The sequence below is a fragment of the Paracoccus sp. M683 genome (genome assembly GCF_007096355.1).
Classification (GTDB): Bacteria; Pseudomonadota; Alphaproteobacteria; order Rhodobacterales; family Rhodobacteraceae; genus Paracoccus.
Map to the genome: position 1 here is coordinate 269,778 of NZ_VKDF01000005.1, position 22,396 is coordinate 292,173.

Below are 22,396 nucleotides of genomic sequence, written 5' to 3' on the forward strand. Positions count from 1 at the left end.
CGCCGGCCTCTGGGGCGGCGAAGTGACGCGCCACAGGTTGCAGCTGGGTCCGGGGGATGACCCGGCCGGCCATGTCATCGCCGGCGAGGTGCTGTCGCCGGGCATGACCACCCAGGTCGCGGATATTCTGACGGACTGGATCCGTCGCGATCTGCCCTGATCGAGTGGATGCCGGGATGTCCGGCGGTCGGGGCAAGCCGGCGTCTGCCCCGCTGCCGGTCGAAGGCCGGTTATCCCTTCAGACGGCCATCTTGGCGGTATTTTCCGGGCCGCTCTTGCCCCGATGAGGCTGGCCGCCATCGACCGCACTTGGGCCAGAGCGGCGGCGGCGCTGGCCGATTCCGATGTTCTCGTCAATGAAATCAAGAACCAGAGGCCGGATGTTCAGGCGCCAGCTTTTGCCTGCGAAGATGCCGTAATGGCCGGCATCGGCCTCTAGATGCTGGAATTTCTTCCCGTCGGGCACGCCGGTGCACAGCGCCAGTGCGGCGACACATTGTCCGGGCGCGGAAATATCGTCATTCGCGCCCTCGACCGTCATCACCGCGACATCGGTGATCTTGCCGATATCGACGGTCTTGCCGTTCACCGTAAAGCGGTTCTGCGCGATTTCCAGATTCTTGAAGATCCGTTCGACCGTTGACAGGTAGAACTCGGCCGTCATGTCCATGACCGCCAGATATTCGTCATAGAACCGGTTGTGGCGGTCGCTTTCGCTGCCCTCGCCCCGCGCGTCGGCCAGGATCTTGTCCATGAAGGCCTTGGCATGGGTGTCGGCATTCATCGCGATGAACGAGCTCAGCTGCGCCAGACCCGGATAGACCATGCGGCCCGCCCCGGCATATTTGAAGCCGACCGACTGGATCGCCAGATGTTCCAGCTGGCCCATGGTCATGCGGTTGCCGAAATCGGTCACCTCGGTGGCGGCGGCGTCGGGATCGACCGGGCCACCGATCAGTGTCAGGGTGCGGGGCTGGGACTTGGGATCTTCTTCCGCCAGAATCGCGGTCGCGGCCAGGGCAAGAGGCGCGGGCTGGCAGACGGCGATGACATTGGTGTCGGGGCCCAGATGGCGGATGAACTCGACCAGATAGGCGGTGTAATCCTCGATGTCGAACTTGCCCTTGCTGACCGGAATATCGCGGGCATTGTGCCAATCCGTCACATATACGTCGCAATCGGGCAGTAGAGAGGTGACAGTTGACCGCAGCAGCGTCGCGTAATGGCCCGACATGGGGGCGACCAGCAGCACCTTGCGCGGCAAGGGGTTGCGGCGGGCGACACGGAACCGGACAAGGTCGCCAAAGGGACGCTGAAGCTCGGGTTCGACATAGACGATATGGTCCTGCCCGTCCTCGCCGGCGATGGGCGGAATCTCCCAGTCCGGTTTCATGACCATGCGGGAAAAGCTGCGCTCGATCACGCCGCCCCATGCGGTCATTACCCGAAACATCGGATTGGGGATCAGCGCAAAGGCCGGATAATTTGCAAAGGCGCGCGTTGTCGCGCCGATCCATTCGTTGGTATTTCGAATCGTTTCCATCGCGTCATAGGAAACGATGCCCTTGATACCCTTGGTCGCCACGCTTTGTCCTTTCTGCAGCGCAGAGCGGATTTTGCTGGGTTTCATGGCGGTTTCGCGTCTGAAACCCGGCTTTACGGCCCCTGCGCTCTGCGCATATGATCAAGACCTTGTTAGGGGGGAGTTGCGGTCATGGCAAGCAAAGCCGATAAAACCGATACTAAAGTGTCGCGGCAGCGCGGCAAGGGCGCAACATCCGAAAAACCTCTGGTCGCAAAGGCGAAACCGGCCGAGGCCCCGGCGGGCCGCCGCGCTGCGGCAAAGCCTTCGCCCGCCAAAATCGCCGCCGCAGAGGCTGCGAAACCGGCCGCCAAGCCGGCCGCGGCAACCCGTCGCAAAGCCGGGGCGGCCACCGCAAAGACCACGGCCCCCGCCGCCAGCCGCAGCGCAGAAAAGACCGGCGCAGCGACCAGGCGCGCAACTTCGAAGCCGGCCCCGAAGCCGGCCGCAACGCCTGCAAAAGCCACAAAGACGGCCGCACGCGGCAATACCGCCGCCAAACAGCCCGCAAAGGTCGCGGCCCCAGCATCGGCATCCGCCAAAACGGTGTCCGAGGCTGCCTCGACCCGCGCAAGCGACAGCGCGGCGGCGGCGGCGCCCGCTGCGGCAGAGGCCGCGTCGGCGCAATTCGCCACGAATCCCGCCGACGCCTTCGAGGCCGCCTTTGCGCGGATCATGCCAAATCTGGGCAAGGGGGCGCTGGCGCAGGGGCTGACGGAAAATCTGGAACGGATCGAATTGCTGAATCAGCGGCTGGTCAAGGCGCTGACCCATCGCAAGATGCCAAACCCTGCGGTCGAGATGCCCGGCCCGGACCTGTATGTGACAGCAGCCGGCGCCTGGATGAAGACCCTGACCGAGCAGCCTTCACGGATCATCGGGCAGCAGGTGAATTTCTGGGGTGAGACGCTGAAACACTATGCCCGTGCGCAGGCCGCGCTGGCCCGTGGCGAGGCGCCCGACGACGAGGATACGGGCGAGGCACCCGGCGACAAGCGTTTTGCCAACCCGCTGTGGCGGTCGCATCCCTTCTTCAGCTATGTCCGCCGGCAATATGAGATCAACGCCCAGGCCATGTCGGCGGCCAGCGCCGATCTGGACCTGCCCGATGAAACCGCGCGGCGGCGGGTGAACTGGCTGACCGGCCAGATCATCGACATGATGGCGCCGACGAATTTTCTGGCCACCAATCCAGACGCTTTGGAAAAGGCCGTCGAGACCGAGGGCGAAAGTCTGGTCAAGGGGCTGGAAAACCTGGTCCGCGACGTGGAAATGAACAGCGGCGAGATGCTGGTCTCGCTGGCGGATCGCGATGCCTTTACCGTGGGCGAGAATATCGGCACGGCCGAGGGCACGGTGGTTCACCGCACGCCGCTTTATGAACTGATCCAGTACAAGCCGACGACCGATCAGGTCCATGAACTGCCGCTGATCATCTTCCCGCCCTGGATCAACAAGTTCTATATCCTCGACCTGAAGCCGCAGAACAGCCTGATCCGCTGGCTGGTCGATCAGGGGCACACGCTGTTCATCGTGTCCTGGAAGAACCCCGATCCCAGCTATGCCGATGTGGGCATGGATCATTACGTTGCCGCCTATCTGGATGCGATGCAGACCGTCCAGACATTGACCGAGGCCGAAAAGCTGAATGCCGTCGGCTATTGCATCGCCGGCACGACCTTGTCGCTGACGCTGGCGCTGATGGCCAAGAAGGGGGATCCGCGCGTCAACAGCGCCACCTTCTTCACCACCCTGACCGATTTTTCCGATCAGGGAGAGTTCACGACCTTCCTTCAGGATGATTTCGTCGATGGCATCGAGGCAGAGGTGCAGCGCGACGGCATCCTGAAATCGCAGATCATGTCGCGCACGATGAGCTTTCTGCGCGCCAATGATCTGGTCTGGGGCCCGGCGATCCGCAGCTATATGATGGGCGAGACGCCGCCGGCTTTCGATCTGCTTTACTGGAATGGCGACAGCACCAATCTGCCTGCGCGGATGACGATCGAATATCTGCGCGAGCTGTGCCAGAAGAACGCCTTTGCCACGGACGGGTTCAAGGTGATGGGCGAAATGGTGCGGCTGTCGGATGTGACGCTGCCATTGTGCTCGGTCGCCTGCGAGACGGATCATATCGCGCCCTGGAAGGATTGCTGGCGCGGGGTTGCGCTGATGGGCAGCCCTGACAAGCGGTTCATCCTGTCCGAATCCGGGCATATCGCCGGGATCGTCAATCCGCCGTCGAAAAAGAAATACGGCCATTACACCGGCGGGCAGGATTTCAGCCACGACTCGGCTTTGTGGAAGGAATCAGCCAAGTTCAATCAGGGCAGCTGGTGGCCGCATTGGGGCGAGTGGCTGGCCGGCCGGGCCGGCGAAAAAGTGCCGGCGCGCGACCCCGGAAAGGGCTATGGCCCCGCGCCGGGCGTCTATGTTCACGAACGGGGTGGTCTGAAAAACGACGACTGATCAGGGGCTTGGTCGGTCTGCGGCGCGGCTGTCAGAGTTTTTTCTGCATTGCAGCAAAAAATCTCTTGAAATGCCGCGCCGCAGCATTCATATTGCAACTACGAAACGGATAACGCGCTGTGGTTGCAGGCTGGCAAGACCGATCTACCACACCGCCGTAAAGGAGATATGACATGGCCAAGACCCCTGATTACACCAAAGCCTTCCAGGACCTGTTCGCCAACTTCCCGGTCGACACCTCGTCGTTCCAGGAAGCCGTGAAGTCGCAGTCGGCTCTGGGCGAGAAGCTGTCGAAAGTTGCTCTGGAAGCTGCCGAGCGTTCGACCGACATCTCGGCTCGTTGGGCCAAAGACAGCATCGCCCGCGTTGGCGAGCTGGCTGCTTCCAAGCAAGAGCCTTCGGAATACGCCAAAGCCGTGACCGACTTCGCTTCGGCCGCTGCTGAACTGGCCGCCGAGCACATGGCTGCCTTCGCTGAAGTTGCGAAAAAAGTTCAGATGGACACCGTCGACCTGATGCTGTCCTCGGGCAAGGAATTCGCTGCCGACGCGCAGAAAGTTGCTGAAAAAGCGACCAAAGACGCCCAGGCTGCTGTCAAGAAAGCCACCACGGCTGCTGCTGCGAAGTAATCGCTGCAAGGTCTGAGACTTTGGGAAAAGGGGTGCTTCGGCGCCCCTTTTTCTTTTTGCGCGGCAGTGCCGTTCTTTCGCTGCGTCCTGACCCGATCATGCCAACCGCAACCGCTTGATTTGCGCCGCCGTGGCTCGCAAACTGCCGGGGGATGCGGAAAGGGCGCCGGGCCTATCCGCAAGACGGAGGAGGACACCGATGAAGGGTCTGATGATGCATCGGCCGCTGCTGATCAGCGGCCTTCTGGATTACGCAGCCGAGGTCCATGACCACGCCACCATTGTCTCGCGCCGCGTCGAGGGCGACATTCACCGCACCGACTATCGCCAGATGCAGGCGCGGGTGGCGCAGATGTCATTCGCGCTGGAACAGCTGGGCATCGTGCTTGGCGACCGGGTCGCGACCCTGGCCTGGAACGGCTATCGCCATATGGAGCTGTATTTCGCCATCTCGAACATCGGTGCCATCTGTCACACGATCAACCCGCGCCTGTCGGCCGAGCAGCTGATCTATATCACCCATCACGCCGCCGACCGGATCCTGTTCACTGATCTGACCTTCGTTCCGGTGCTGGAAAAGCTGCGCGACCAGCTTCCGGCCGACATGCGCTATGTCATCATGACCGATGCCGCGCATATGCCCGAAACCACGCTGGATGCGCTGTGCTACGAGGATCTTCTGGACGGCCAGCCGACAAAACGCGACTGGCCGGACCTGGACGAGGAAACGGCGGCGGCGCTGTGCTATACCTCGGGCACCACGGGCGAGCCTAAGGGGGTTCTGTATACGCACCGATCCAGCGTGCTGCATGCGCTGCAAACCGGGGTCAGCGGCTTTGTCGCCGATATGGGCCGCGACGCGCGGATCCTGCCCGTGGTGCCGCTGTTTCACGTCAATGCCTGGGGCTTGCCCTATCTGGCGCCGATGATGGGGGCTGATCTGGTCCATCCCGGCCCGGCGCTGGACGGCGAAAGCCTGTGGACCCTGATGGAGACCGAGGGCGTCACCAGCGCCTGGGGCGTGCCGACCATCTGGCAGGGGCTTCTGGGTGCGATTGAAAAGCACGGCCGCAAACCCGCTGCGCTTCGTCATATGGTCGTGGGCGGCAGCGCCGCGCCCCGGTCGATGATCGAGGCCTATGAAAAGGTCGGCGTCACCGTGAACCACGCCTGGGGGATGACCGAGATGAGCCCGATCGGCAGCCATGGCGCCTTGCCCTGGCAGATCGACGGCGCGCCCTTCGATGAACGCATGGCACTGAAATCCACTCAGGGTCGCCGGGCCTTTGGTGTCGAGTTCAAGATCGTCGGCGATGACGGCCAGCGTCAGCCCCATGACGGCAAGGCCAAGGGCGAACTTTACGTGCGCGGCAACAACATCACCAGCGGCTATTACAACAACGAAGCGGCGACGGCCAAGGCAATGGACGCCGAGGGCTGGTTCGGCACGGGCGACGTGGCCTCGATCCGGGACGATGGTTATCTGCAATTGCATGACCGGGCAAAGGATCTGATCAAGTCGGGCGGCGAATGGATCAGCTCGATCGACGTGGAAAACATCGCCGCGGCCCATCCCAAGGTGGCGCAGGCCGCCGTCATCGCGGTGCCGCATCCGAAATGGGACGAGCGGCCCTTGCTGGTGGTGGTGCCGAAATCCGACGATGACCGCCCGACGCTGGATGAACTGCATCAGCTGATGCTGCATTCGCTGGCGCGCTGGCAATTGCCCGACGACATTGTCTACGTCGCGCAACTGCCGATGACGGCGACCGGCAAGATCAGCAAGCTGACCCTGCGCGACCAGCTGGGCGAATATGTCCATCCCGATCTGCGCACGGGTGAGAATGGCTGAAATCCTTGTGCTGGGCGCGGGCATCGTCGGTGTCTGCGCCGGGCTCGCGCTTCAGGAACGCGGCCACGCAGTCAGCCTGATCGACCGTGATCAGCCGGGGCATGCGACCAGCTTTGGCAATGCCGGCATCATCCAGTCCGAGGCGGTCGAGCCTTACGCCATGCCTCTTGCCCGGCGCGATCTGTTGGCCATTGCCGCCGGCCGCAGCAATGACGTCCGCTGGTGCTGGCGCGCGCTGCTGGAACAGGGCAAGGCGCTTGCCGCCTATGCCCGCCATTCCCGGCCCACGGCCCATACCCGTGCAATCGCCACCTATCGCCGGCTGATTCCGCAGGCCTGCACAGCCCATGCGCCGCTGATCAGGGCGGCCGGGGCCGAGGACCTGATCCGGCGTCAGGGCTATCTGGAGCTGTATCGCAGCACTCAGGCGCTGGATGGCGTGCAGACCATGGCAATGCGATTTCGGGCGGAATACGGCGTCGGTGTGGCACTGCTGGACGGGGCGGCGCTGCGCCGGGCGGAACCGGCGATCCGTGCCGATCTGCCCGGCGCGCTGCATTGGGCCGATTGCTGGACAGTGACCGATCCCGCCGCGCTGACGCTGCGCTATGCGGATCTGTTCGTCCGGCGGGGCGGACAGCTGCTGCGCGGTGATGCGGCCGCGCTGGATCGCGCTGGCAGCGGCTGGCGGCTGAGCCTGACCGATGGCGAAAGCGTGCAGGCGGAACATGTGGTGATCGCACTTGGGCCATGGTCGCCCGCGGTTCTGGCGCGGTTTGGCCTGTCAGTGCCGATGGTGCTGAAACGTGGCTATCACCGCCATTACACGGCCACCGCCGCGCCGGATCACGTGCTGGTCGACGCCGAAAACGGTATCGTCCTTGCGCCCATGCGCGCCGGGCTGCGCATCTGCACCGGCGCCGATCTGGCGGCCCGACCCGATGCAGACCCGCCGCAATTGCGCCGGGGCGAGGCGGCGGCGACCCAGTTGCTTGGCCCGCTTTCGCCTGCTGAACCCGGCATCTGGTCCGGTCGGCGGCCCTGCATGCCCGATATGCTGCCGGTGATCGGCGCAGTTCCGGGCCAGCCGGGGCTGTGGGCGAATTTCGGCCATGGCCATCACGGGCTGACCTTGGCCGCCGTCAGTGGCGGCATTCTGGCTGACATGGTCGAGGGCCAGGATGCGTATCCCACCCTTTCGCCCGCGCGGCTGGCCTGACCGGCGGCTTTCGCTTTCATCCGTGCTGTGCGACTGTTGCTCCGATCAACGCATTTGAGGATCGCATGACCGAAATCGACCAGAACCAGCGCCACACCGAAAAGATGAAGCGGATCCAGACCGCACGGAAAAAGATGATGGCGGCCAAGCAGGGCGGCGAAAAGGGGCTGATCATCGTCCATACCGGCAATGGAAAGGGCAAGTCATCCTCGGGTTTTGGCATGATCATGCGCGCGATCGGCCATGGCATGCCCTGCGCGGTGGTGCAGTTCATCAAGGGCAATTGGGATACCGGCGAAAAGCGCATCCTGACGCAGCATTTCGCCCGCGAATGCCAGTTTCACACCATGGGCGAGGGCTTTACCTGGGACACCCAGGACCGCCAGCGCGACATCGCCGCCGCCGAGGCGGCCTGGGTCAAGGCGCAGGATCTGATCCGCGACCCCGATATTCGGCTGGTTCTGCTGGACGAGATCAATATCGCCATCCGCTATGACTATCTGGATGTTGATCGGATCGTGGCCTTTCTTCAGGCCGAAAAGCCACCCATGACCCATGTGATCCTGACCGGCCGCCATGCCCGCCCCGCCCTGATCGAGGCCGCCGATCTGGTCAGCGAGATGACCGAGGTGAAGCACCCGTTCAAAAGCCAGGGGATCGTCGCGCAACGGGGCGTCGAGTTCTGATCAGGGCCGGCATCGTGCCGGCCGATTGATGCTGATTGATTCTGTGACCGGGCATCACACTCGCCGCCGGCGGCGGGGTGATGCCCCTTTGTCATCGCAAGGATCGGGATTCGCCTATCTGGGATTCGAAGAAACTGCCGGTAAATTCGACTATTCTGATCAATTCTTGCAAAGATTTTTGATCTGACGGAAGGATGCTCAATTTTTCTTGCCGGATTGCGACGAATCCTGCATCGCTCGCCGCAAAGCGGCACGGAGGCGGCAATGGCGGAAATTCTGGTTCTCGGCGCGGGAATGGTTGGCGTCAGCACGGCACTGGCCTTGCAGGCGCGTGGGCATGAGGTCACGATCATCGACCGCACGGCGCCGGGGCGGGAAACCAGCTATGGCAATGCCGGGCTGATCCAGACCGAGGCGGTCGAACCCTATGCCATGCCGCTGGCCCCCGGCGCGTTGATGCAGATCGCGCTTGGTCGCGGCTATGACGTCAAGTGGAACATCCCCGGCCTGCTGTCGCAGGCGCAGGCGGTGCTGACCTATGCCAGGAACTCGCTGCCTGCTGCGCACAAGCGCGCCTCGCAGACCTGGGGCAAGCTGATCCGCCAGTCGACCGAACGCCACGGACCCCTGATCGAGGCCGCAGGCGCCGGCAATATCATCCGCAAGGACGGCTATATCGAACTGCACCGGACGCCGGCCAAGATGGACAAGGCCCGCAAGGTGGCCGATCGTTTCCTGACCGAATTCGGGGTCGAGGCGACGCTGATGGATGGCAGGCAACTGGCCGCGCTGGAACCCTCGATCAAGATCCAGGTCGAGGGTGCAACTCATTGGTCTGACAGCTGGAACTGCTCTGATCCCGGTGGGTTGGTGGCGGCCTATGCGGCGCTGTTCCAGAAGCGTGGCGGCAGGATCATCGTCGGCGATGCCGGCGATCTGCATCGCTCTGGCAAGGGCTGGCGCGCCGACGAGGGCGAGGGCGAACATGCCGTCATCGCGCTTGGGCCATGGTCGCCGATGCTGCTGGCGCGCTATGCGCTGAAGGTGCCGATGGTCTATAAGCGCGGCTATCACAAGCATTACCATATGGAGATGCCGCCCAATCACCCGATCGCCGATTTCGGCAATTCGGTGGTGCTGTCGCCCATGCGTCGTGGCTTGCGCATCGCCACCGCCGCCGAGCTGACCCCGCATCCGCGCCTGTCGCCGCCACAGTTGAAACATGGCGAGGCCGCCGCGAAGGAACTGTTCGACATCGGCGCGCCGGTCGAGGCCGAACCCTGGACCGGCCGCCGCCCCTGCATGCCCGATATGCTGCCAGTGGTGGGCCGCGTGCCCGACCACGAAAATCTGTGGGCGCATTTCGGCCACGGCCATCAGGGCTTTACCCTTGGCCCGGTGACGGCGGAAATTCTGGCCGATGAGATGGATGGCGGCCAGGGCTGGGCCGAATTGCAGCCGAACCGGCTGAAACGGCGATGAACCAGACCGGGCTGCTGACGCGATCGGTCAGCAGCCCGGCTTGACTTTCGCCCCCGCGCGCCCACCTTGAGGCGCATGGCCCATAACAACACCAACGCCCCTGTCGCGCGCTTTCCCGAAGTGTCCCGCCCCAAGCTGGAGGGCGGGCGGCGATTTGTCATGTCCAGCGAGTTTCGGCCCGCGGGTGACCAGCCCACGGCGATTGCCGAGCTGTCGCAGGGTGTCACCGATGGCGAACATGATCAGGTGCTGCTGGGGGCGACCGGGACCGGCAAGACCTATACCATGGCCAAGGTGATCGAGGCGACGCAGCGCCCCGCCATCATCCTTGCCCCGAACAAGACCTTGGCCGCGCAATTATACGGCGAATTCAAGGGCTTCTTCCCCGATAACGCGGTCGAGTATTTCGTCAGCTATTACGATTATTACCAGCCCGAGGCCTATGTCGCGCGCAGCGATACCTATATCGAGAAGGAATCCCAGATCAACGAGGCCATCGACCGGATGCGCCATTCGGCCACCCGCGCGCTGCTGGAACGCGACGATGTGATCATCGTGGCCTCGGTTTCCTGCATCTACGGCATCGGCTCGGTCGAGACCTATTCGGCCATGACCCAGGACATGATCGTGGGCAATTCCTATGACCAGCGCGAGTTTCTGGGGCAGTTGGTGGCCCAGCAATACCGCCGCCTCGACGCTGCCTTCCAGCGCGGCGGTTTCCGCGTGCGCGGCGATGTGGTCGAGGTCTGGCCCGCCCACCTTGAGGATCGGGCATGGCGGTTCGATTTCTTCGGAAATGAGCTTGAGGCGATCACAGAATTTGATCCGCTGACCGGGCAAAAGACCGATAATTTCAAGCAGATCCGCATCTATGCGAACAGCCATTACGTCACCCCGCGCCCGACCATGCAGCAGGCGATCAAGGGCATCCGAAAGGAGCTGATCGACCGGCTGGCGCAGTTCCAGGACGAGGGCAAGCTGCTGGAAGCCCAACGGCTGGAACAGCGCACGAATTTCGATCTGGAGATGCTGGAAGCCACCGGCGTCTGCAACGGGATCGAGAATTATTCGCGCTATCTGACGGGCCGTGCGCCGGGCGAGCCGCCCCCCACGCTGTTCGAATTCATCCCCGACAATGCCATTGTTTTCGCGGATGAATCCCATGTCTCGGTGCCTCAGATCGGCGGCATGTATCGCGGCGACTTCCGGCGCAAGTTCACGCTGGCGGAACATGGCTTCCGCCTGCCGTCCTGCATGGATAACCGCCCGCTGAAATTCGAGGAATGGGACGCGATGCGGCCTCAGTCGGTCTTTGTCAGCGCCACCCCCGCGCAATGGGAAATGGACCAGACGGGCGGCGTTTTCACCGAACAGGTGATCCGTCCCACGGGCCTTCTGGACCCGGTGGTTGAAATCCGCCCGGTGGAAATGCAGGTCGATGACCTGCTGGACGAGGTGCGCAAGGTGACGGCGGCGGGGATGCGCACGCTGGTCACGACGCTCACCAAGCGCATGGCCGAGGACCTGACCGAATACATGCATGAACAGGGGATCAAGGTCCGCTACATGCATAGCGACATCGACACGATCGAGCGGATCGAGATCCTGCGCGACCTGCGCCTTGGCGCCTTTGACGTGCTGGTGGGCATCAACCTGCTGCGCGAGGGCTTGGATATTCCCGAATGCGGGCTGGTGGCGATTTTGGATGCGGATAAGGAAGGCTTCCTGCGGTCGGAAACCTCGCTGATCCAGACCATTGGCCGGGCGGCGCGGAATGCCGACGGGCGGGTGATCCTTTATGCCGACAAGATGACCGGCAGCATGGAGCGCGCCATTGCCGAAACGGATCGGCGGCGGGCAAAACAGCATGCCTATAACCTCGAACACGGGATCACGCCCCAGACCGTGCGCAAGAATGTCGAGGATGTTCTGGCGGGCCTGTGGCAGGGCGATACTGATCAGTCGCGGATCACAACCAAGATTGACAAGCCGATGGTGGGCGCGAACCTTCAGGCCCATCTGGACGCGATGCGCGCCGCGATGCGCAAGGCCGCCGAGAACCTGGAATTCGAGGAAGCCGCCCGCCTGCGCGACGAGGTCAAGCGGCTGGAAGCCGTCGATCTGGCCATCGCCGACGACCCGCTGGCGCGGCAATCGGTGATCGAGGCGGCGGCCGAGGATGCGGTGAAGGGCTCGGGCCGGTCGACGGCGGGCCGGGCGGGGCAGCGCGGCGGCAACAAACGGTCGAAACGGCGGCGCTGATCGGCTAGGACTGCGGCATGCGCAAGATCCTGAACCTGATGCACCATGCCGCCGCCAGCCTGAAACGATCGGGCGAGGCGGGGGATTTGTCTTTTCCCGGTTCCTTCTTTCGCGTCGCCTCGGACATGTGGACGCGGCCCGGCGTTGTCCGCCATGGCCTTGACCCCGCTGATCCGACGCCGCTTTACACAATGGATCGCAAGCAACTGGAACGCTGGTTTCGCGGCTATGCCCGCACGGACGAGTTCCGCGGCCATCTGCTTTACGCCGAGACGGTCGCCTTTTACAGCGAGGGCCTGCATCCGATTGTGACGAAGGGCGCGGTCGATATCGACCAACTGCGCATCCGGCTGGAACCGACGCGATATTACGTGCCCGTGGCCCTGCAACCGCATCGCGATGCGATGATCGAGTTTTTCAAGAAAACCGGCCGGTTGCGCCGGATCGGCCCGGATCAGGAATGGGAAAACAACCACAGCGCCCGGCTGCGCGCCTTTGATCGTGACGCGGCGGTGATGACCCTGCAACGGGCCCGGTATTTCGACCAGATCGCCACCAACCTTTCGGTCGACACCAATTCGGGCGCGCTGCCGCCCGGCATCCTGACCATCCGCAACGGGTTCGAACCGCCACTGGATCACCGGCTGGTGCCGCTGTCGGAATCGGGCCTGGCCAACACGCTTGGCGTGGCCGGCATCCTGTTTTCGCGCGACGGGCAGGCGCTGATGCGCGAACGCAGCCAGTGGCTTGGCTCGATCAATCAGGCGCGCATTCATTGCAGCGTGTCGGGTGTCTATGAATTGCCGCCTGACAGCACTGGCGGGGGCGAATATGGCTATGACCTGCTGCGCTATGGGATCGAGTTGGAAATCCGGCAGGAACTGAACCTTGAGCCGGGGGAATACCAGCTGTTTCCGGTGGCGCTGTCGCGGGAATTGCCGCGTCACGGCAAGCCGCAGCTGTTCTTCGTGATCATCGGCAATCTTCCGGCGCAGGAACTGGTCCAGCGCCTGAAGGGGGCCGAGGAACGCTATGAGTTTCAGAACAACCCGAATTTCATGTTCCGCGTCATGGAACCCGATCACAGCACCTATGACCGTTTTACCTATGAGGCCTGGGCTGCGCTCAGCTTTGCCAATGACTTCCTTGATGCCAATGGCGAAAGGCTGGGCGTTGCGACCTCTAGCCGCAGGTGACGCGCGTGATCCAACCCTTGTCATCGACAAAGATGTTCAGGCGGTCGGGGCTGAAATCTTCGGTATAGGCGGTATTGGGCGGGATGATGCGGTGGCTTAGCCCGGTGGGCAGGGTCACCGCGCCGATATTGCTGCCGACCAGCGACTGATAGGCATCGGTGCATCCGGCCGTCGCACCTGCGGCGGGAACGGTCGGCACAACGGCGGGCGGCGCGGTTTCGCAGGCGGCCAGCATCAGCAGGCCAAGGGTCAGGGCGGGCAAAGGGTGGCGCATGGTGTCTTCCAAATTCGCTAGGTCCGGCGCCAGCATAGCACCGCCGTCGGCCTGTGCGAAATCACCGCTTCGCAGCGCCGCCTCAGCCGCAGCTTACCTTGATCAGCTTGCCCGTGCGGTCATATTCGAAGTTCAGCCGGTTCGGGCTCAGATCCATCGTCAGCGGATCGCCGGTGCGATAATGGCGGAACTGGGTGCCGGCCGGAATACTGATCTGCGGCGATGTCTGGCCGACATATTGTTCGTAATCGGTGGCGGTGCAGTTGACCGGCGCCTCGATGACGGGAATGTCCTCGGGCAAAGGCTCGGCGGCGGTGCAGGCCACCAGGGCCAGCGGGGCAAGCGCCAGCGACAGGGTGATCGGCTTGGTCGTCATGGGTTCTCTCCGGTTCTGGGGTGGTCGGCTGTGCATCGGGGCAACGCCGGGTGTATCTGATCGTTCCGGGGGCTTGATCCGCCCCCGGCCATTGGCGATAAGGTGCCGATACCTCTTGCAAGGAAGCGACCATGCGCGCCCGCATCTATCAGCCTGCCCGCAATGCCATGCAATCGGGCGTCGCCCGCACTAAGGGCTGGGTGCTGGAATTTCCGCCCGCCGACGCACGCGAGATCGACCCGCTGATGGGTTGGACCAGCAGCGACGACACGCAAAGCCAGGTTCGCTTGCGCTTCGAGACGCGCAAACAGGCCGAGGAATATGCCCGCGCCAACAAGATCGAGGTCACCGTCGTCGATCCCCACAGCCGCGCCGTGAATATTCGGCCCCGCGGCTATGGCGAGAATTTCGCGACCAACCGGCGCGCGCCATGGACGCATTGACGATCCGGCGCGACAGCCCTTTGGCTGACGATCTGGCGCTGCTTTTCGACCGCCACACCGCCGAGATGCACGCCGATACGCCGCCCGAATCCATCCATATGATGCCGCGCAGCGATCTGGACCGGCCCCAGATCGCCTTCTACGTCATGCGCGACGATACCGGCCCCGTCGCCATGGGCGCCATCAAGACGATCGCCCCCGGCCATGGCGAGATCAAGTCGATGCATGTCCTGGCCGAGGCGCGGGGCAGGGGCCTGTCGCGCCGCCTGCTGGCGCATATGCTGGCCGAGGCACAGGCCGCCGGCCTGACCCGGCTGTCGCTGGAAACCGGCGCACAGGGCAGTTTTGCCTCGGCGCGCAGGCTTTACGCGGGTGCGGGTTTTGCCGAATGCCCGCCTTTCGGCAGCTACCAGCCCGATCCCAACAGCGTGTTCATGTCCCGTAACCTATGAGTGTTTCGATGCGTTCCTTCCTGCCCGGCCTTGCGTTGCTTGCCCTTTCCGCCACCCCCTCATTCGCCATGGTCCCCAAGGGCCCCACGCCTGAACAGGTGGCTGTGACCTATCATTGCGCGGGCGATGTGAATGTGCCGGTGATCTTCGTAAATCCGCCGCAATCCGATACCGGCTATGCGGCCACGGTGATCGAGGGCAAGCTGCTGGTGCTTGACCTGGTGGTTTCGGGATCGGGCGCGCGTTATCGCAGCGATCTGGCCGCGCCGGGCTATCAGATCTGGGTCAAGGGCGACGAGGCGATGATCACCAAGGGCCCCGATGGCCAGGACGAACCCATCGCCGAGGGCTGCGCCATCGCGCGCTAGGCGCCGCTGCTCGCTTGCGTCCGTCCTCGGGATCACGCAATAAGCAGCCATGCGGTCCCGTAGCTCAACTGGATAGAGCAGCCGACTTCTAATCGGCAGGTTCGGGGTTCAAGTCCTCGCGGGATCGCCATCGCAGCCAGGGGACGGATATGCCCGACAACACCCATGCGGAAACCGGCACGGGCCTGCTTCTGGCCGCCGGTGCCTCGCGCCGTTTCGGCACCGGGAACAAGCTTCTGGCGGCACTGAACGGTCGCCCCCTGATCGCCCATGCGGCAGAAGCCCTGCGCGCGCTGCCGCTGGCCCGGCGCATCGCCGTGATCAGCACAGCCGAGATCGCGCCGCATCTGGCCGGGTTTCAGCTGATCCGCATCCCCCAGGGTGAACAATCAGACAGCCTGCGCGCGGGTCTTGCCGCCGCCGGCCTGACTGATCGCCTGCTGATCACGCTTGGCGACATGCCACTGGTGACGCCCGACCTGCTGGTCCGTGTGCTGGGGCGTTGCACCGATGCTCTGCCCGCAGCCAGCCGCCAGGGCGATGGTCCGGCCATGCCGCCGGCCTGTTTTCCCCGATCATGGCTGGCCCTTCTGGAAGGGTTGACCGGCGATCAGGGCGCCGGCCGCCTGTTGCGCGACCTGCCTGATGCCCAGATTATCCAGGCCGGTGACCAGCTGACCGATATCGACACCCAGGACGCATTGGCCCGATTGCAGGGCTGACCCGGCCTGCTTTGGTCCGCAAATATCCCACGGGGGTCTGGGGGTGTGAAACCCCCAGCCATCGCGGGACGCATTCGCCCGGCGCAGATGTTCAGCCCAGCACCTCGGCGATCGAATCCCGCGTCGCCTGCACGATCTGATCAGCCTCGGCGGTGGTCAGGCACAGCGGCGGGGCAAAGCCGATAATGTCGCCCTGCGGCATGGCCCTTGCAATCACCCCGCGCCGCAACATCGCGGCAACGACCTTGGCGCCGATCCCGTCGGCCGCATCAAGGAACCGCCGTCCGTCGCGATCCGCCACCAGTTCGACGGCGCACAGCATCCCTTCGCCGCGCACCTCGCCGACATTGGGTTGATCGCCTACGGCCGCGCGCATGGCATCGTTCAGATAGGCCCCGGTCCGGGCCGCATTCCCGACCAGTCCAAGGCTGTCGATCAGCCGCAGATTGGCCACGCCCGCCGCCGCACCGATGGGATGGGCGGAATAGGTCCAGCCATGGCCCAACACGCCAAACTCGTCGGTGCCGCGCGTCAGCACATCCCACATGCGCTGCCCGATAATGGTGGCCGACAAAGGCGCATAGGCGCTGGTCAGTCCCTTGGCGCAGGTGATCAGGTCCGGCCTCATGCCATAGTGATCAGACCCGAACATCGTCCCAAGGCGGCCGAAACCCGTCACCACCTCATCGGCGATCAGCAGGATGTCATGGCGCGCCAGCACCTTCTGGATCGCATCCCAATACCCCACCGGCGGCGGCACGATCCCTCCCGTGCCCAGAACCGGCTCGCCAATGAAGGCGGCGATGGTATGGGCGCCCTCGGTGGCGATCAGATCCTCCAGCCGGGCGGCGCAATGGGCGACGAAATCGGCCTCGCTCATCGCCAGGTCCGGGCGGCGGAAATAATAGGGCGCCTCGGTATGGATCACCTGCGCCAGCGGCAGGTCGAACTTCTTGTGGAACAGCTCCAGCCCGGTCAGCGATCCCGTCATCAGGCCAGAGCCGTGATAGCCCCGCCAGCGGCTGATGATCTTTTTCTTCTCGGGCCTGCCAAGGATGTTGTTGTAATACCAGACCAGCTTGATGTTCGTCTCGTTCGCGTCAGATCCGCCCAGCCCGAAATAGACCCGTGCCATGCCTTCGGGCGCGCGATCCATCACCATTTTCGCCAGCGTGATATTCGCCTCGGATCCGTGACCGGCATAGGCGTGGTAATAGGCAAGCTCACGCGCCTGATCGGCGATGGCCTCGGCGATCTCTTGCCTGCCATAGCCCACATTCACGCAGTAAAGCCCGGCAAACCCGTCCAGCAGCCTGTTGCCGTCGCGATCGGTGATGAACACGCCCTCGCCCCCGGTCACGATGCGTTGCGGCGCCTCGCCACGGGCGAATTGGCCCAGATGGGTCGAAGGATGGAAAAAACTCTCGCGGTCCCATTTCGCCAGTTCGTCATTGGTCAGCATCTCAGGTTCCTTTCAGCCCCAGTCACGGCAGACATATTTGATCTCGGTAAAGGCCTCTAACCCTTGCCGCGCACCTTCGCGGCCCAGCCCCGACTGCTTCATCCCGCCAAAGGGGATCGGCGCGCCCGTGACCTTGGTGCGGTTCACTGCAACCATGCCGTATTGCAGCGCGCGGGTCAGCCGATAGATGCGGCGCGGATCAAGACTGTGGACATAGGCGATCAGCCCGTATTCGGACGCATTGGCCCGCGCGATCACCTCGTCCTCGCTGTCAAAAGCCGAGATCGCGGCGACCGGGCCAAAGGTTTCCTCGGCCATGATCGCGGCGGTGTCGGGCACATCGGCCAGCACCGTCGGGCGAAAGAACAGCGGACCCTGCGCGGCATCGACATCGCCGCCGGTCAGCAGCCGCGCGCCCTTGGCGATGGCATCGTCGATATGGGCCTGCTGCTTGGCGATCTGGCGGGCATGGATCAGCGGGCCGATATCGGGGTCGGACATGCCGGGGCCAAGGGTCAGCTTGTCCACCGCCGCTGCGAAGCGGGCGCAGAAATCATCATAGATGGGCCGGTGAATGTAAAAGCGGTTCGCGCCCAGACAATCCTGCCCCGAAGTGGCGAATTTTGCCTTTACCGCCTCGGTTACGGCCCGGTCCAGATCAGCGCCCTGAAAGACGATGAAGGGCGCATGGCCGCCCAGTTCCATCACCAGCCGCTTCACCGTATCGGCCGATTGGCGGTAAAGCAGCCGCCCCACCTGGGTCGAGCCGGTAAAGGACAGGGCGCGGACGCGGGCATCCGCGCACCATGCCCCGGCGATGGTTGCCGCGTCACCGATGACGGTGTTGACCACACCCGCCGGAAAGCCCGCCCTTCGCGCCAGCTCGGCCAGAGCCAGCGCCGACAGGGGGGTCTCGGCCGAGGGGTGGATGACCACGGCGCAGCCCGCCGCCAGCGCAGCGGCGGCCTTGCGGGTGATCATGGCGGATGGAAAGTTCCATGGCGTGATCAGCGCGGCCACGCCGACGGGTTCGCGCCACAGCTCCATCTCGGCATGGGGCAGGTGGCTGGTGACGCTTTCGATGTTGGGGCGCAGCGCTTCCTCGGCGTAGAACCGGACGAAGCTGGCGGCATAGTCGATCTCGCCTTGCGCCTCGCTGATCGGCTTGCCCTGTTCGGCCACCATGATGCGGGCCAGATCGTCTTTCGCCGCAAGGATCAGCCCGTGCCAGCGATGCAGGATGGCCGCGCGATCCTGTGGCAGCATGGCCGACCAGCCGGGAAAGGCAGCCTGGGCCGCATCCACCGCCGCGCCGGCGCCGACGCCGTCGCTGATGGCCACCCGTGCCACCAGATCGCCGCTAGCGGGGTCGCGCACGGCCAGCCGGCCCTGGCCGGGGAAATCGCCGGCACCGGGCAGCAGGGCCGGGTCGTTCAGTCCCAGTGTCGGATCGTCCAGCATCGCGCATCTCCTGTGTCGGGCACAGGATGGGCGCGTCGGGTCAGGCAGTTTCACCGAAGATCGGCCCGCAGGCAGAGGATTTCACTTATTGCCGCATGCCGGGCCGAGAAAATACCGCCCGCCGCCGGTCAGTCGCCCTGACCGCCAAGCAGCGCGATGGCCGGTGGCAGGTCCTTGACCGGCTTGGTCACGATATAGCTGAAATAGCGGCGGACCCCGGCCCGGCTTTCCAGAAGCCCGTCCATCAGATCCTGAAAATCCGCCACATCCCGCGCGACGACCTGCATCAGATAGTCATAGCCGCCGCCGATGGCCCAGCAGCCGGTGATCTGATCCATCCGCGCCACGACCCTCTCGAATATCTGGAAGCTCTCGGCCTTGTGGTTCTCCAACTCGACCGTCACGAATACCTGCACATGCGGGCCAAGCGCGGCCAGGTCGATCTGGGCACGATAGCCGCGGATCAGCCCGGCCTGTTCCAGCCGTTTCATCCGTTCCCAGCAGGGCGTGGGTGACAGGTTCACGCGGGCGGCCAGTTCCGTCTTGGCAATGCGCCCCTCGCGGGACAGCAGCGCAAGGATGGCAATGTCACGTTCGTCAAGCCGTGTCTGGTTCATCCTGCCTTGTTTCCGCGACATCCCTGGTTTGTCAATCTGGACAAGCGCCGCGCAGATGGGGAAGCTGACGCCATGTCGCACTGGCCCCTGACGAAAGACAGCATCACCCGGCCTGCCTATCGCAGCCTTGCCCAGGGCATTGCCGCCGCCATCGACGCCGGAAACCTGCGCCCCGGCGATCAGCTGCCACCGCATCGTGACCTGGCATGGCAATTGGGCCTTTCGGTGCAGACGGTCAGCCGCGCCTATGAAGAACTGATCCGCGCCGACCTGATCTCGGGTCAGGTCGGACGCGGCAGTTTCGTCAAGGCGGGCGCCCGCGAGATGGTCGAGGTGCCCTGGTATCGCGCCCCCGCAGGCCGCCAGCCCATCGACCTGTCGATGATGACGCCGGTGCGCCTGCCACTGATCGCCGAGGCCTGGCGCGATAGTCTGCACCGTCTGGCCGACCGGCTGCCGGAACCGGCGATGATGTCCTTTCGCCCGCGTCAGACCATGGCCCGCTATGGCGGCATGGCGGCCGGCTGGCTGGCGCGCTGCGGTCTTGTGGTGCCGGCGCAGCGTATCCTTGTGACCAATGGCACCACGCCGGCCATGTATGTGGCGCTGATGACGGCGATCCGGCCGGGCGATGTCATCGCCACCGAAAGCTCTACCTGCCATACGCTGAAGCCGGCCGCGCAATATCTGCAAGCCCAGTTGCGCGGTATTCCCGGCGATGAACGCGGCATGCTGCCCGAAGCGCTGGAGACAGCGGCGCGGGCCTCGAACGGGCGGATGACGGCGGTATTCCTGCTGCCCTCGGGGGCGGGGCCTTTCGCCCGGATCATGGATCGCGACCGGCGCGAGGCCCTGGCCATCGCCGCCAGCCGCGTCGGGCTGACCATCCTTGAAAACGACGCCACGGGTCCGGTCGCCCCGCGTCGCCCGCCGCCCGTATCCAGCTTTGCGCCGGAACGCAGCTTCTATTTCACCGGCCTGTCGAAAAGCCTGTCACCGGGAATGAGGCTGGGTTTTCTGGCCATCCCCGAGGCACTGGTCCAGCAGGCGCTGAACCGGCATCTGTCGATCGGCTGGATGGCCACGCCCCTGATCGCCCAGATCGCCGCCGACTGGATCGACACCGGCACCGCCGACCGCCTGCTGGACGCGCAGCGGACCGAGCTTGCCGCCCGCAACCGCCTGGCCCAAAGGCTGCTGGGGGGCCGGGGGCAGGGCTTTCCCCATGGGCTGCATCGCTGGCTGCCCTTGCCCCAGGGCACCGATGAGCGCGCCCTGCTGGCCGAGGCGCTGCGCCATGATGTCGCCCTGGCGCCCGGCGCCGGCTTTGCCATTCTTGATTCCGCGCCGGCGCTGCGCGTCAGTCTGGGCGGGGCGACCATGCCGGATCTGGAACAGGGGCTGATCACCTTGTCCCGGCTGCTGCCGGCTGACCATGCGCTATCGGTGCAGGATTCGAACCGATAGGTTCAAAATTGTCATGATTTAATATAAAAATTGACTTGAATTGCTGCCCTGCGGAACACTTGGCGTCAGCGGGTTCTGGCACGGAACGACTCGGACCCCTTGGAAAATCAATGGTGCCGACGGGTTTTCTGCTGCCCCGGCCGGTGCCTTGACAGGAGGTAACATGACCAAGACAACCATCACTGCCGTCAGTCTTGCCGCGCTGATTCTGGGCGCGGGCGGGGCTGCTGCCGATACCTGGCGCTATGCCTTCGAAGAGGCGCTGGAGGAAGTGCAGGGCAGGTTCGCCCAGAAATTCAAGGAAGAGGTCGAGGCCAATTCCGACCATGAGGTGCAGCTTTTTCCCTTCGGCACCCTGGGAGAAAGCGCCGATATCATGGAACAGGCGCAATCGGGCATCTTGCAATTCGTCGACCAGTCACCGGGATTTACGGGCGCGCTGATCCCCGAGGCGCAGGTTTTCTTCGTGCCCTATCTGCTGCCGGCCGATCAGGATCAACTGGTCAGTTTTTTCCGCAACTCCAAGGCGATACATGAACTGTTCCCGCCGCTTTATGCCGATCAGGGGCTGGAATTGCTGACCATGTTCCCCGAAGGCGAGGTAATGATGACCACGACCGGCCCGGTCACCAGCCCTGCCGATCTGAACGAGGTCAAGTTCCGGGTGATGACCAATCCGCTGCTGGTCGAAAGCTATCACGCCTTTGGCGCGACGCCGACGCCCTTGCCCTGGGGCGAGGTCTATGGCGCCTTGCAGACGGGCATCATTCAGGGCCAGGAAAACCCGGCCTTTTTCATCGAATCGACCAAGATGTACGAGGTGACCGACCATATCACGCGGGCCGGGCACAACAACTTCACCACGGCGGTCATGGCCAACAAGGATTTCTTCGATGGTCTGCCGGACGAGGACAAGGCCGTTGTCCAGAACGCGATCACGGCGGCCTTTGACTATATCATCGACTATCAGACCGGCCTGACCGAGGACTCGCTGGAAAAGATCCAGGCGGCCAAGCCCGAGATGACGATCACCACCCTGACCGAGGAACAGCGCGCCCCCTTCATCGCCACGGCCGAGGCCGTCGAGGCCAAATTCCTGGAAATCGGTGGCGGTCAGGCGCAGGCGATTCTGGACCAGATGAAGGCCGATCTTCAGGTCGCGGCCGGCAACTAGCCGCCGGCATCGGGGGCGGCTGGTCCGCCCCTTTTCGCAATCCTGGAACCGCCCAAGGAACTGCTGCCATGACCTCTGAGGACCATCGCGCACCGCCTGTCCGGCCCGATCAGGCCCCCCCGGCACGGATCGCGCCCACCGATGACGACATCGACGATTCCCGCTATGTTTCTGGGCTGCCGGGCATTCTGGGGGTGGTCGAT

The 22,396-nt window shown here is 64.0% G+C and carries 23 protein-coding genes and 1 tRNA gene (1 of these 24 running past the window's edge); 17 read left to right on the forward strand and 7 right to left on the reverse strand.

Annotation, left to right across the window (positions count from 1 at the left end; genetic code table 11):
* Together FNJ84_RS11665 and FNJ84_RS22365 are read left to right on the forward strand one after the other, a co-directional pair.
* Positions 1–60, forward strand: the 3' end of a protein-coding gene (locus FNJ84_RS11665) for a carboxylesterase (RefSeq protein WP_143793294.1). The gene continues 801 nt to the left of window position 1, outside the view; the window shows 60 of its 861 coding nt (coding positions 802–861); the start codon falls outside the window, past its left edge; the stop codon is at positions 58–60.
* Positions 38–160, forward strand: a complete 123-nt coding sequence (locus tag FNJ84_RS22365; RefSeq protein ID WP_255471179.1) for a hypothetical protein — start codon at positions 38–40, stop codon at positions 158–160. Before FNJ84_RS11665 ends, FNJ84_RS22365 begins: the two co-directional genes overlap by 23 nt.
* 78 nt (positions 161–238) lie before the next feature.
* On the opposite strand, the gene phaZ is transcribed toward FNJ84_RS22365, so the two are convergent.
* Together phaZ and FNJ84_RS22370 are read right to left on the reverse strand one after the other, a co-directional pair.
* Positions 239–1,543: a polyhydroxyalkanoate depolymerase gene (gene phaZ, locus FNJ84_RS11670; RefSeq protein ID WP_370454601.1), complete on the reverse strand. Its 1,305-nt coding sequence runs from the start codon at positions 1,541–1,543 to the stop codon at positions 239–241.
* 152 nt (positions 1,544–1,695) lie between these two features.
* Positions 1,696–2,259, reverse strand: a complete 564-nt coding sequence (locus FNJ84_RS22370; protein WP_255471180.1) for a hypothetical protein — start codon at positions 2,257–2,259, stop codon at positions 1,696–1,698.
* On the opposite strand from FNJ84_RS22370, the gene phaC reads away from it, so the two are divergent.
* The 8 genes from phaC (at position 2,258) to FNJ84_RS11710 (ending at position 13,377) form a co-directional block, all read left to right on the forward strand.
* A complete protein-coding gene (phaC, locus tag FNJ84_RS11675; protein WP_255471181.1) occupies positions 2,258–4,051 on the forward strand; it encodes a class I poly(R)-hydroxyalkanoic acid synthase in 1,794 nt (597 codons plus the stop codon). The genes FNJ84_RS22370 and phaC overlap by 2 nt on opposite strands.
* Positions 4,052–4,224: 173 nt before the next feature.
* Positions 4,225–4,680 (forward strand): Phasin, encoded by a 456-nt coding sequence (locus tag FNJ84_RS11680; protein ID WP_143793296.1) that lies wholly within the window; start codon positions 4,225–4,227, stop codon positions 4,678–4,680.
* A 199-nt stretch (positions 4,681–4,879) separates the two neighbouring features.
* A complete protein-coding gene (locus tag FNJ84_RS11685; RefSeq protein ID WP_143793297.1) occupies positions 4,880–6,532 on the forward strand; it encodes a long-chain fatty acid--CoA ligase in 1,653 nt (550 codons plus the stop codon).
* Positions 6,525–7,751 carry an FAD-binding oxidoreductase gene (locus FNJ84_RS11690; protein WP_143793298.1) on the forward strand — a complete coding sequence of 409 codons (1,227 nt, stop codon included), beginning with the start codon at positions 6,525–6,527 and terminating at the stop codon, positions 7,749–7,751. Before FNJ84_RS11685 ends, FNJ84_RS11690 begins: the two co-directional genes overlap by 8 nt.
* Positions 7,752–7,816: 65 nt before the next feature.
* The gene (gene cobO / locus FNJ84_RS11695; RefSeq protein ID WP_143793299.1) at positions 7,817–8,437 is read left to right on the forward strand and encodes a cob(I)yrinic acid a,c-diamide adenosyltransferase; all 621 of its coding nucleotides are present in this window, start codon (positions 7,817–7,819) and stop codon (positions 8,435–8,437) included.
* A gap of 264 nt (positions 8,438–8,701) precedes the next feature.
* Positions 8,702–9,919 carry an FAD-binding oxidoreductase gene (locus tag FNJ84_RS11700; RefSeq protein ID WP_143793510.1) on the forward strand — a complete coding sequence of 406 codons (1,218 nt, stop codon included), beginning with the start codon at positions 8,702–8,704 and terminating at the stop codon, positions 9,917–9,919.
* Positions 9,920–9,994: 75 nt separating this feature from the next.
* On the forward strand, positions 9,995–12,181 hold the full coding sequence (gene uvrB / locus FNJ84_RS11705) for an excinuclease ABC subunit UvrB (protein WP_143793300.1): 2,187 nt from the start codon (positions 9,995–9,997) through the stop codon (positions 12,179–12,181).
* A gap of 17 nt (positions 12,182–12,198) precedes the next feature.
* Complete coding sequence (locus FNJ84_RS11710; protein WP_143793301.1) at positions 12,199–13,377, forward strand: hypothetical protein; 1,179 nt, start codon at positions 12,199–12,201, stop codon at positions 13,375–13,377.
* Here FNJ84_RS11710 and FNJ84_RS11715 read toward each other — a convergent pair.
* Positions 13,364–13,651, reverse strand: a complete 288-nt coding sequence (locus tag FNJ84_RS11715; protein WP_185968504.1) for an I78 family peptidase inhibitor — start codon at positions 13,649–13,651, stop codon at positions 13,364–13,366. The two genes, FNJ84_RS11710 and FNJ84_RS11715, sit on opposite strands and share 14 nt — an antisense overlap.
* 82 nt (positions 13,652–13,733) lie before the next feature.
* Positions 13,734–14,027 carry an I78 family peptidase inhibitor gene (locus FNJ84_RS11720; protein WP_185968505.1) on the reverse strand — a complete coding sequence of 98 codons (294 nt, stop codon included), beginning with the start codon at positions 14,025–14,027 and terminating at the stop codon, positions 13,734–13,736.
* 131 nt (positions 14,028–14,158) lie between these two features.
* Between FNJ84_RS11720 and FNJ84_RS11725 the strand changes: the two genes are divergently transcribed.
* The 5 genes from FNJ84_RS11725 to FNJ84_RS11745 all read left to right on the forward strand — a co-directional run bounded on the left by FNJ84_RS11725 (position 14,159) and on the right by FNJ84_RS11745 (position 16,012).
* Positions 14,159–14,470, forward strand: a complete 312-nt coding sequence (locus FNJ84_RS11725) for an ETC complex I subunit (RefSeq protein ID WP_143793304.1) — start codon at positions 14,159–14,161, stop codon at positions 14,468–14,470.
* Positions 14,458–14,922, forward strand: a complete 465-nt coding sequence (locus FNJ84_RS11730; RefSeq protein WP_143793305.1) for a GNAT family N-acetyltransferase — start codon at positions 14,458–14,460, stop codon at positions 14,920–14,922. Before FNJ84_RS11725 ends, FNJ84_RS11730 begins: the two co-directional genes overlap by 13 nt.
* On the forward strand, positions 14,919–15,290 hold the full coding sequence (locus FNJ84_RS11735) for an MliC family protein (RefSeq protein ID WP_143793306.1): 372 nt from the start codon (positions 14,919–14,921) through the stop codon (positions 15,288–15,290). Before FNJ84_RS11730 ends, FNJ84_RS11735 begins: the two co-directional genes overlap by 4 nt.
* Before the next feature lie 53 nt (positions 15,291–15,343).
* Positions 15,344–15,420 (forward strand) — tRNA-Arg (locus FNJ84_RS11740).
* A 19-nt stretch (positions 15,421–15,439) separates the two neighbouring features.
* Positions 15,440–16,012, forward strand: a complete 573-nt coding sequence (locus FNJ84_RS11745) for an NTP transferase domain-containing protein (RefSeq protein WP_143793307.1) — start codon at positions 15,440–15,442, stop codon at positions 16,010–16,012.
* Between the two features lie 91 nt (positions 16,013–16,103).
* Here the strand turns inward: FNJ84_RS11745 and FNJ84_RS11750 are convergent, their stop codons facing one another.
* The 3 genes from FNJ84_RS11750 to FNJ84_RS11760 form a co-directional block, all read right to left on the reverse strand.
* A complete protein-coding gene (locus FNJ84_RS11750; RefSeq protein WP_143793308.1) occupies positions 16,104–17,474 on the reverse strand; it encodes an aspartate aminotransferase family protein in 1,371 nt (456 codons plus the stop codon).
* A 12-nt stretch (positions 17,475–17,486) separates the two neighbouring features.
* Positions 17,487–18,935 carry an NAD-dependent succinate-semialdehyde dehydrogenase gene (locus FNJ84_RS11755; protein WP_143793309.1) on the reverse strand — a complete coding sequence of 483 codons (1,449 nt, stop codon included), beginning with the start codon at positions 18,933–18,935 and terminating at the stop codon, positions 17,487–17,489.
* Positions 18,936–19,063: 128 nt separating this feature from the next.
* The gene (locus FNJ84_RS11760; RefSeq protein WP_143793310.1) at positions 19,064–19,552 is read right to left on the reverse strand and encodes an Lrp/AsnC family transcriptional regulator; all 489 of its coding nucleotides are present in this window, start codon (positions 19,550–19,552) and stop codon (positions 19,064–19,066) included.
* Positions 19,553–19,624: 72 nt separating this feature from the next.
* On the opposite strand from FNJ84_RS11760, the gene FNJ84_RS11765 reads away from it, so the two are divergent.
* On the forward strand, positions 19,625–21,019 hold the full coding sequence (locus FNJ84_RS11765) for a PLP-dependent aminotransferase family protein (protein ID WP_143793311.1): 1,395 nt from the start codon (positions 19,625–19,627) through the stop codon (positions 21,017–21,019).
* Positions 21,020–21,182: 163 nt separating this feature from the next.
* Positions 21,183–22,193: a TRAP transporter substrate-binding protein DctP gene (dctP, locus tag FNJ84_RS11770; RefSeq protein ID WP_143793312.1), complete on the forward strand. Its 1,011-nt coding sequence runs from the start codon at positions 21,183–21,185 to the stop codon at positions 22,191–22,193.
* Positions 22,194–22,396: the final 203 nt, after the last annotated feature.

What these genes read in the sequence shown, in the direction of transcription:
- phaZ (WP_370454601.1), bottom strand. Translation starts at nt 1,543, where the DNA reads ATGGAAACGATTCGAAATACCAACGAATGGATCGGCGCGACAACGCGC.
- phaC (WP_255471181.1), top strand. Translation starts at nt 2,258, where the DNA reads ATGCCAAATCTGGGCAAGGGGGCGCTGGCGCAGGGGCTGACGGAAAAT.
- FNJ84_RS22370 (WP_255471180.1), bottom strand. Translation starts at nt 2,259, where the DNA reads ATGATCCGCGCAAAGGCGGCCTCGAAGGCGTCGGCGGGATTCGTGGCG.
- FNJ84_RS11680 (WP_143793296.1), top strand. Translation starts at nt 4,225, where the DNA reads ATGGCCAAGACCCCTGATTACACCAAAGCCTTCCAGGACCTGTTCGCC.
- FNJ84_RS11685 (WP_143793297.1), top strand. Translation starts at nt 4,880, where the DNA reads ATGAAGGGTCTGATGATGCATCGGCCGCTGCTGATCAGCGGCCTTCTG.
- FNJ84_RS11690 (WP_143793298.1), top strand. Translation starts at nt 6,525, where the DNA reads ATGGCTGAAATCCTTGTGCTGGGCGCGGGCATCGTCGGTGTCTGCGCC.
- cobO (WP_143793299.1), top strand. Translation starts at nt 7,817, where the DNA reads ATGACCGAAATCGACCAGAACCAGCGCCACACCGAAAAGATGAAGCGG.
- FNJ84_RS11700 (WP_143793510.1), top strand. Translation starts at nt 8,702, where the DNA reads ATGGCGGAAATTCTGGTTCTCGGCGCGGGAATGGTTGGCGTCAGCACG.
- uvrB (WP_143793300.1), top strand. Translation starts at nt 9,995, where the DNA reads ATGGCCCATAACAACACCAACGCCCCTGTCGCGCGCTTTCCCGAAGTG.
- FNJ84_RS11710 (WP_143793301.1), top strand. Translation starts at nt 12,199, where the DNA reads ATGCGCAAGATCCTGAACCTGATGCACCATGCCGCCGCCAGCCTGAAA.
- FNJ84_RS11715 (WP_185968504.1), bottom strand. Translation starts at nt 13,651, where the DNA reads ATGCGCCACCCTTTGCCCGCCCTGACCCTTGGCCTGCTGATGCTGGCC.
- FNJ84_RS11720 (WP_185968505.1), bottom strand. Translation starts at nt 14,027, where the DNA reads ATGACGACCAAGCCGATCACCCTGTCGCTGGCGCTTGCCCCGCTGGCC.
- FNJ84_RS11725 (WP_143793304.1), top strand. Translation starts at nt 14,159, where the DNA reads ATGCGCGCCCGCATCTATCAGCCTGCCCGCAATGCCATGCAATCGGGC.
- FNJ84_RS11730 (WP_143793305.1), top strand. Translation starts at nt 14,458, where the DNA reads ATGGACGCATTGACGATCCGGCGCGACAGCCCTTTGGCTGACGATCTG.
- FNJ84_RS11735 (WP_143793306.1), top strand. Translation starts at nt 14,919, where the DNA reads ATGAGTGTTTCGATGCGTTCCTTCCTGCCCGGCCTTGCGTTGCTTGCC.
- FNJ84_RS11745 (WP_143793307.1), top strand. Translation starts at nt 15,440, where the DNA reads ATGCCCGACAACACCCATGCGGAAACCGGCACGGGCCTGCTTCTGGCC.
- FNJ84_RS11750 (WP_143793308.1), bottom strand. Translation starts at nt 17,474, where the DNA reads ATGCTGACCAATGACGAACTGGCGAAATGGGACCGCGAGAGTTTTTTC.
- FNJ84_RS11755 (WP_143793309.1), bottom strand. Translation starts at nt 18,935, where the DNA reads ATGCTGGACGATCCGACACTGGGACTGAACGACCCGGCCCTGCTGCCC.
- FNJ84_RS11760 (WP_143793310.1), bottom strand. Translation starts at nt 19,552, where the DNA reads ATGAACCAGACACGGCTTGACGAACGTGACATTGCCATCCTTGCGCTG.
- FNJ84_RS11765 (WP_143793311.1), top strand. Translation starts at nt 19,625, where the DNA reads ATGTCGCACTGGCCCCTGACGAAAGACAGCATCACCCGGCCTGCCTAT.
- dctP (WP_143793312.1), top strand. Translation starts at nt 21,183, where the DNA reads ATGACCAAGACAACCATCACTGCCGTCAGTCTTGCCGCGCTGATTCTG.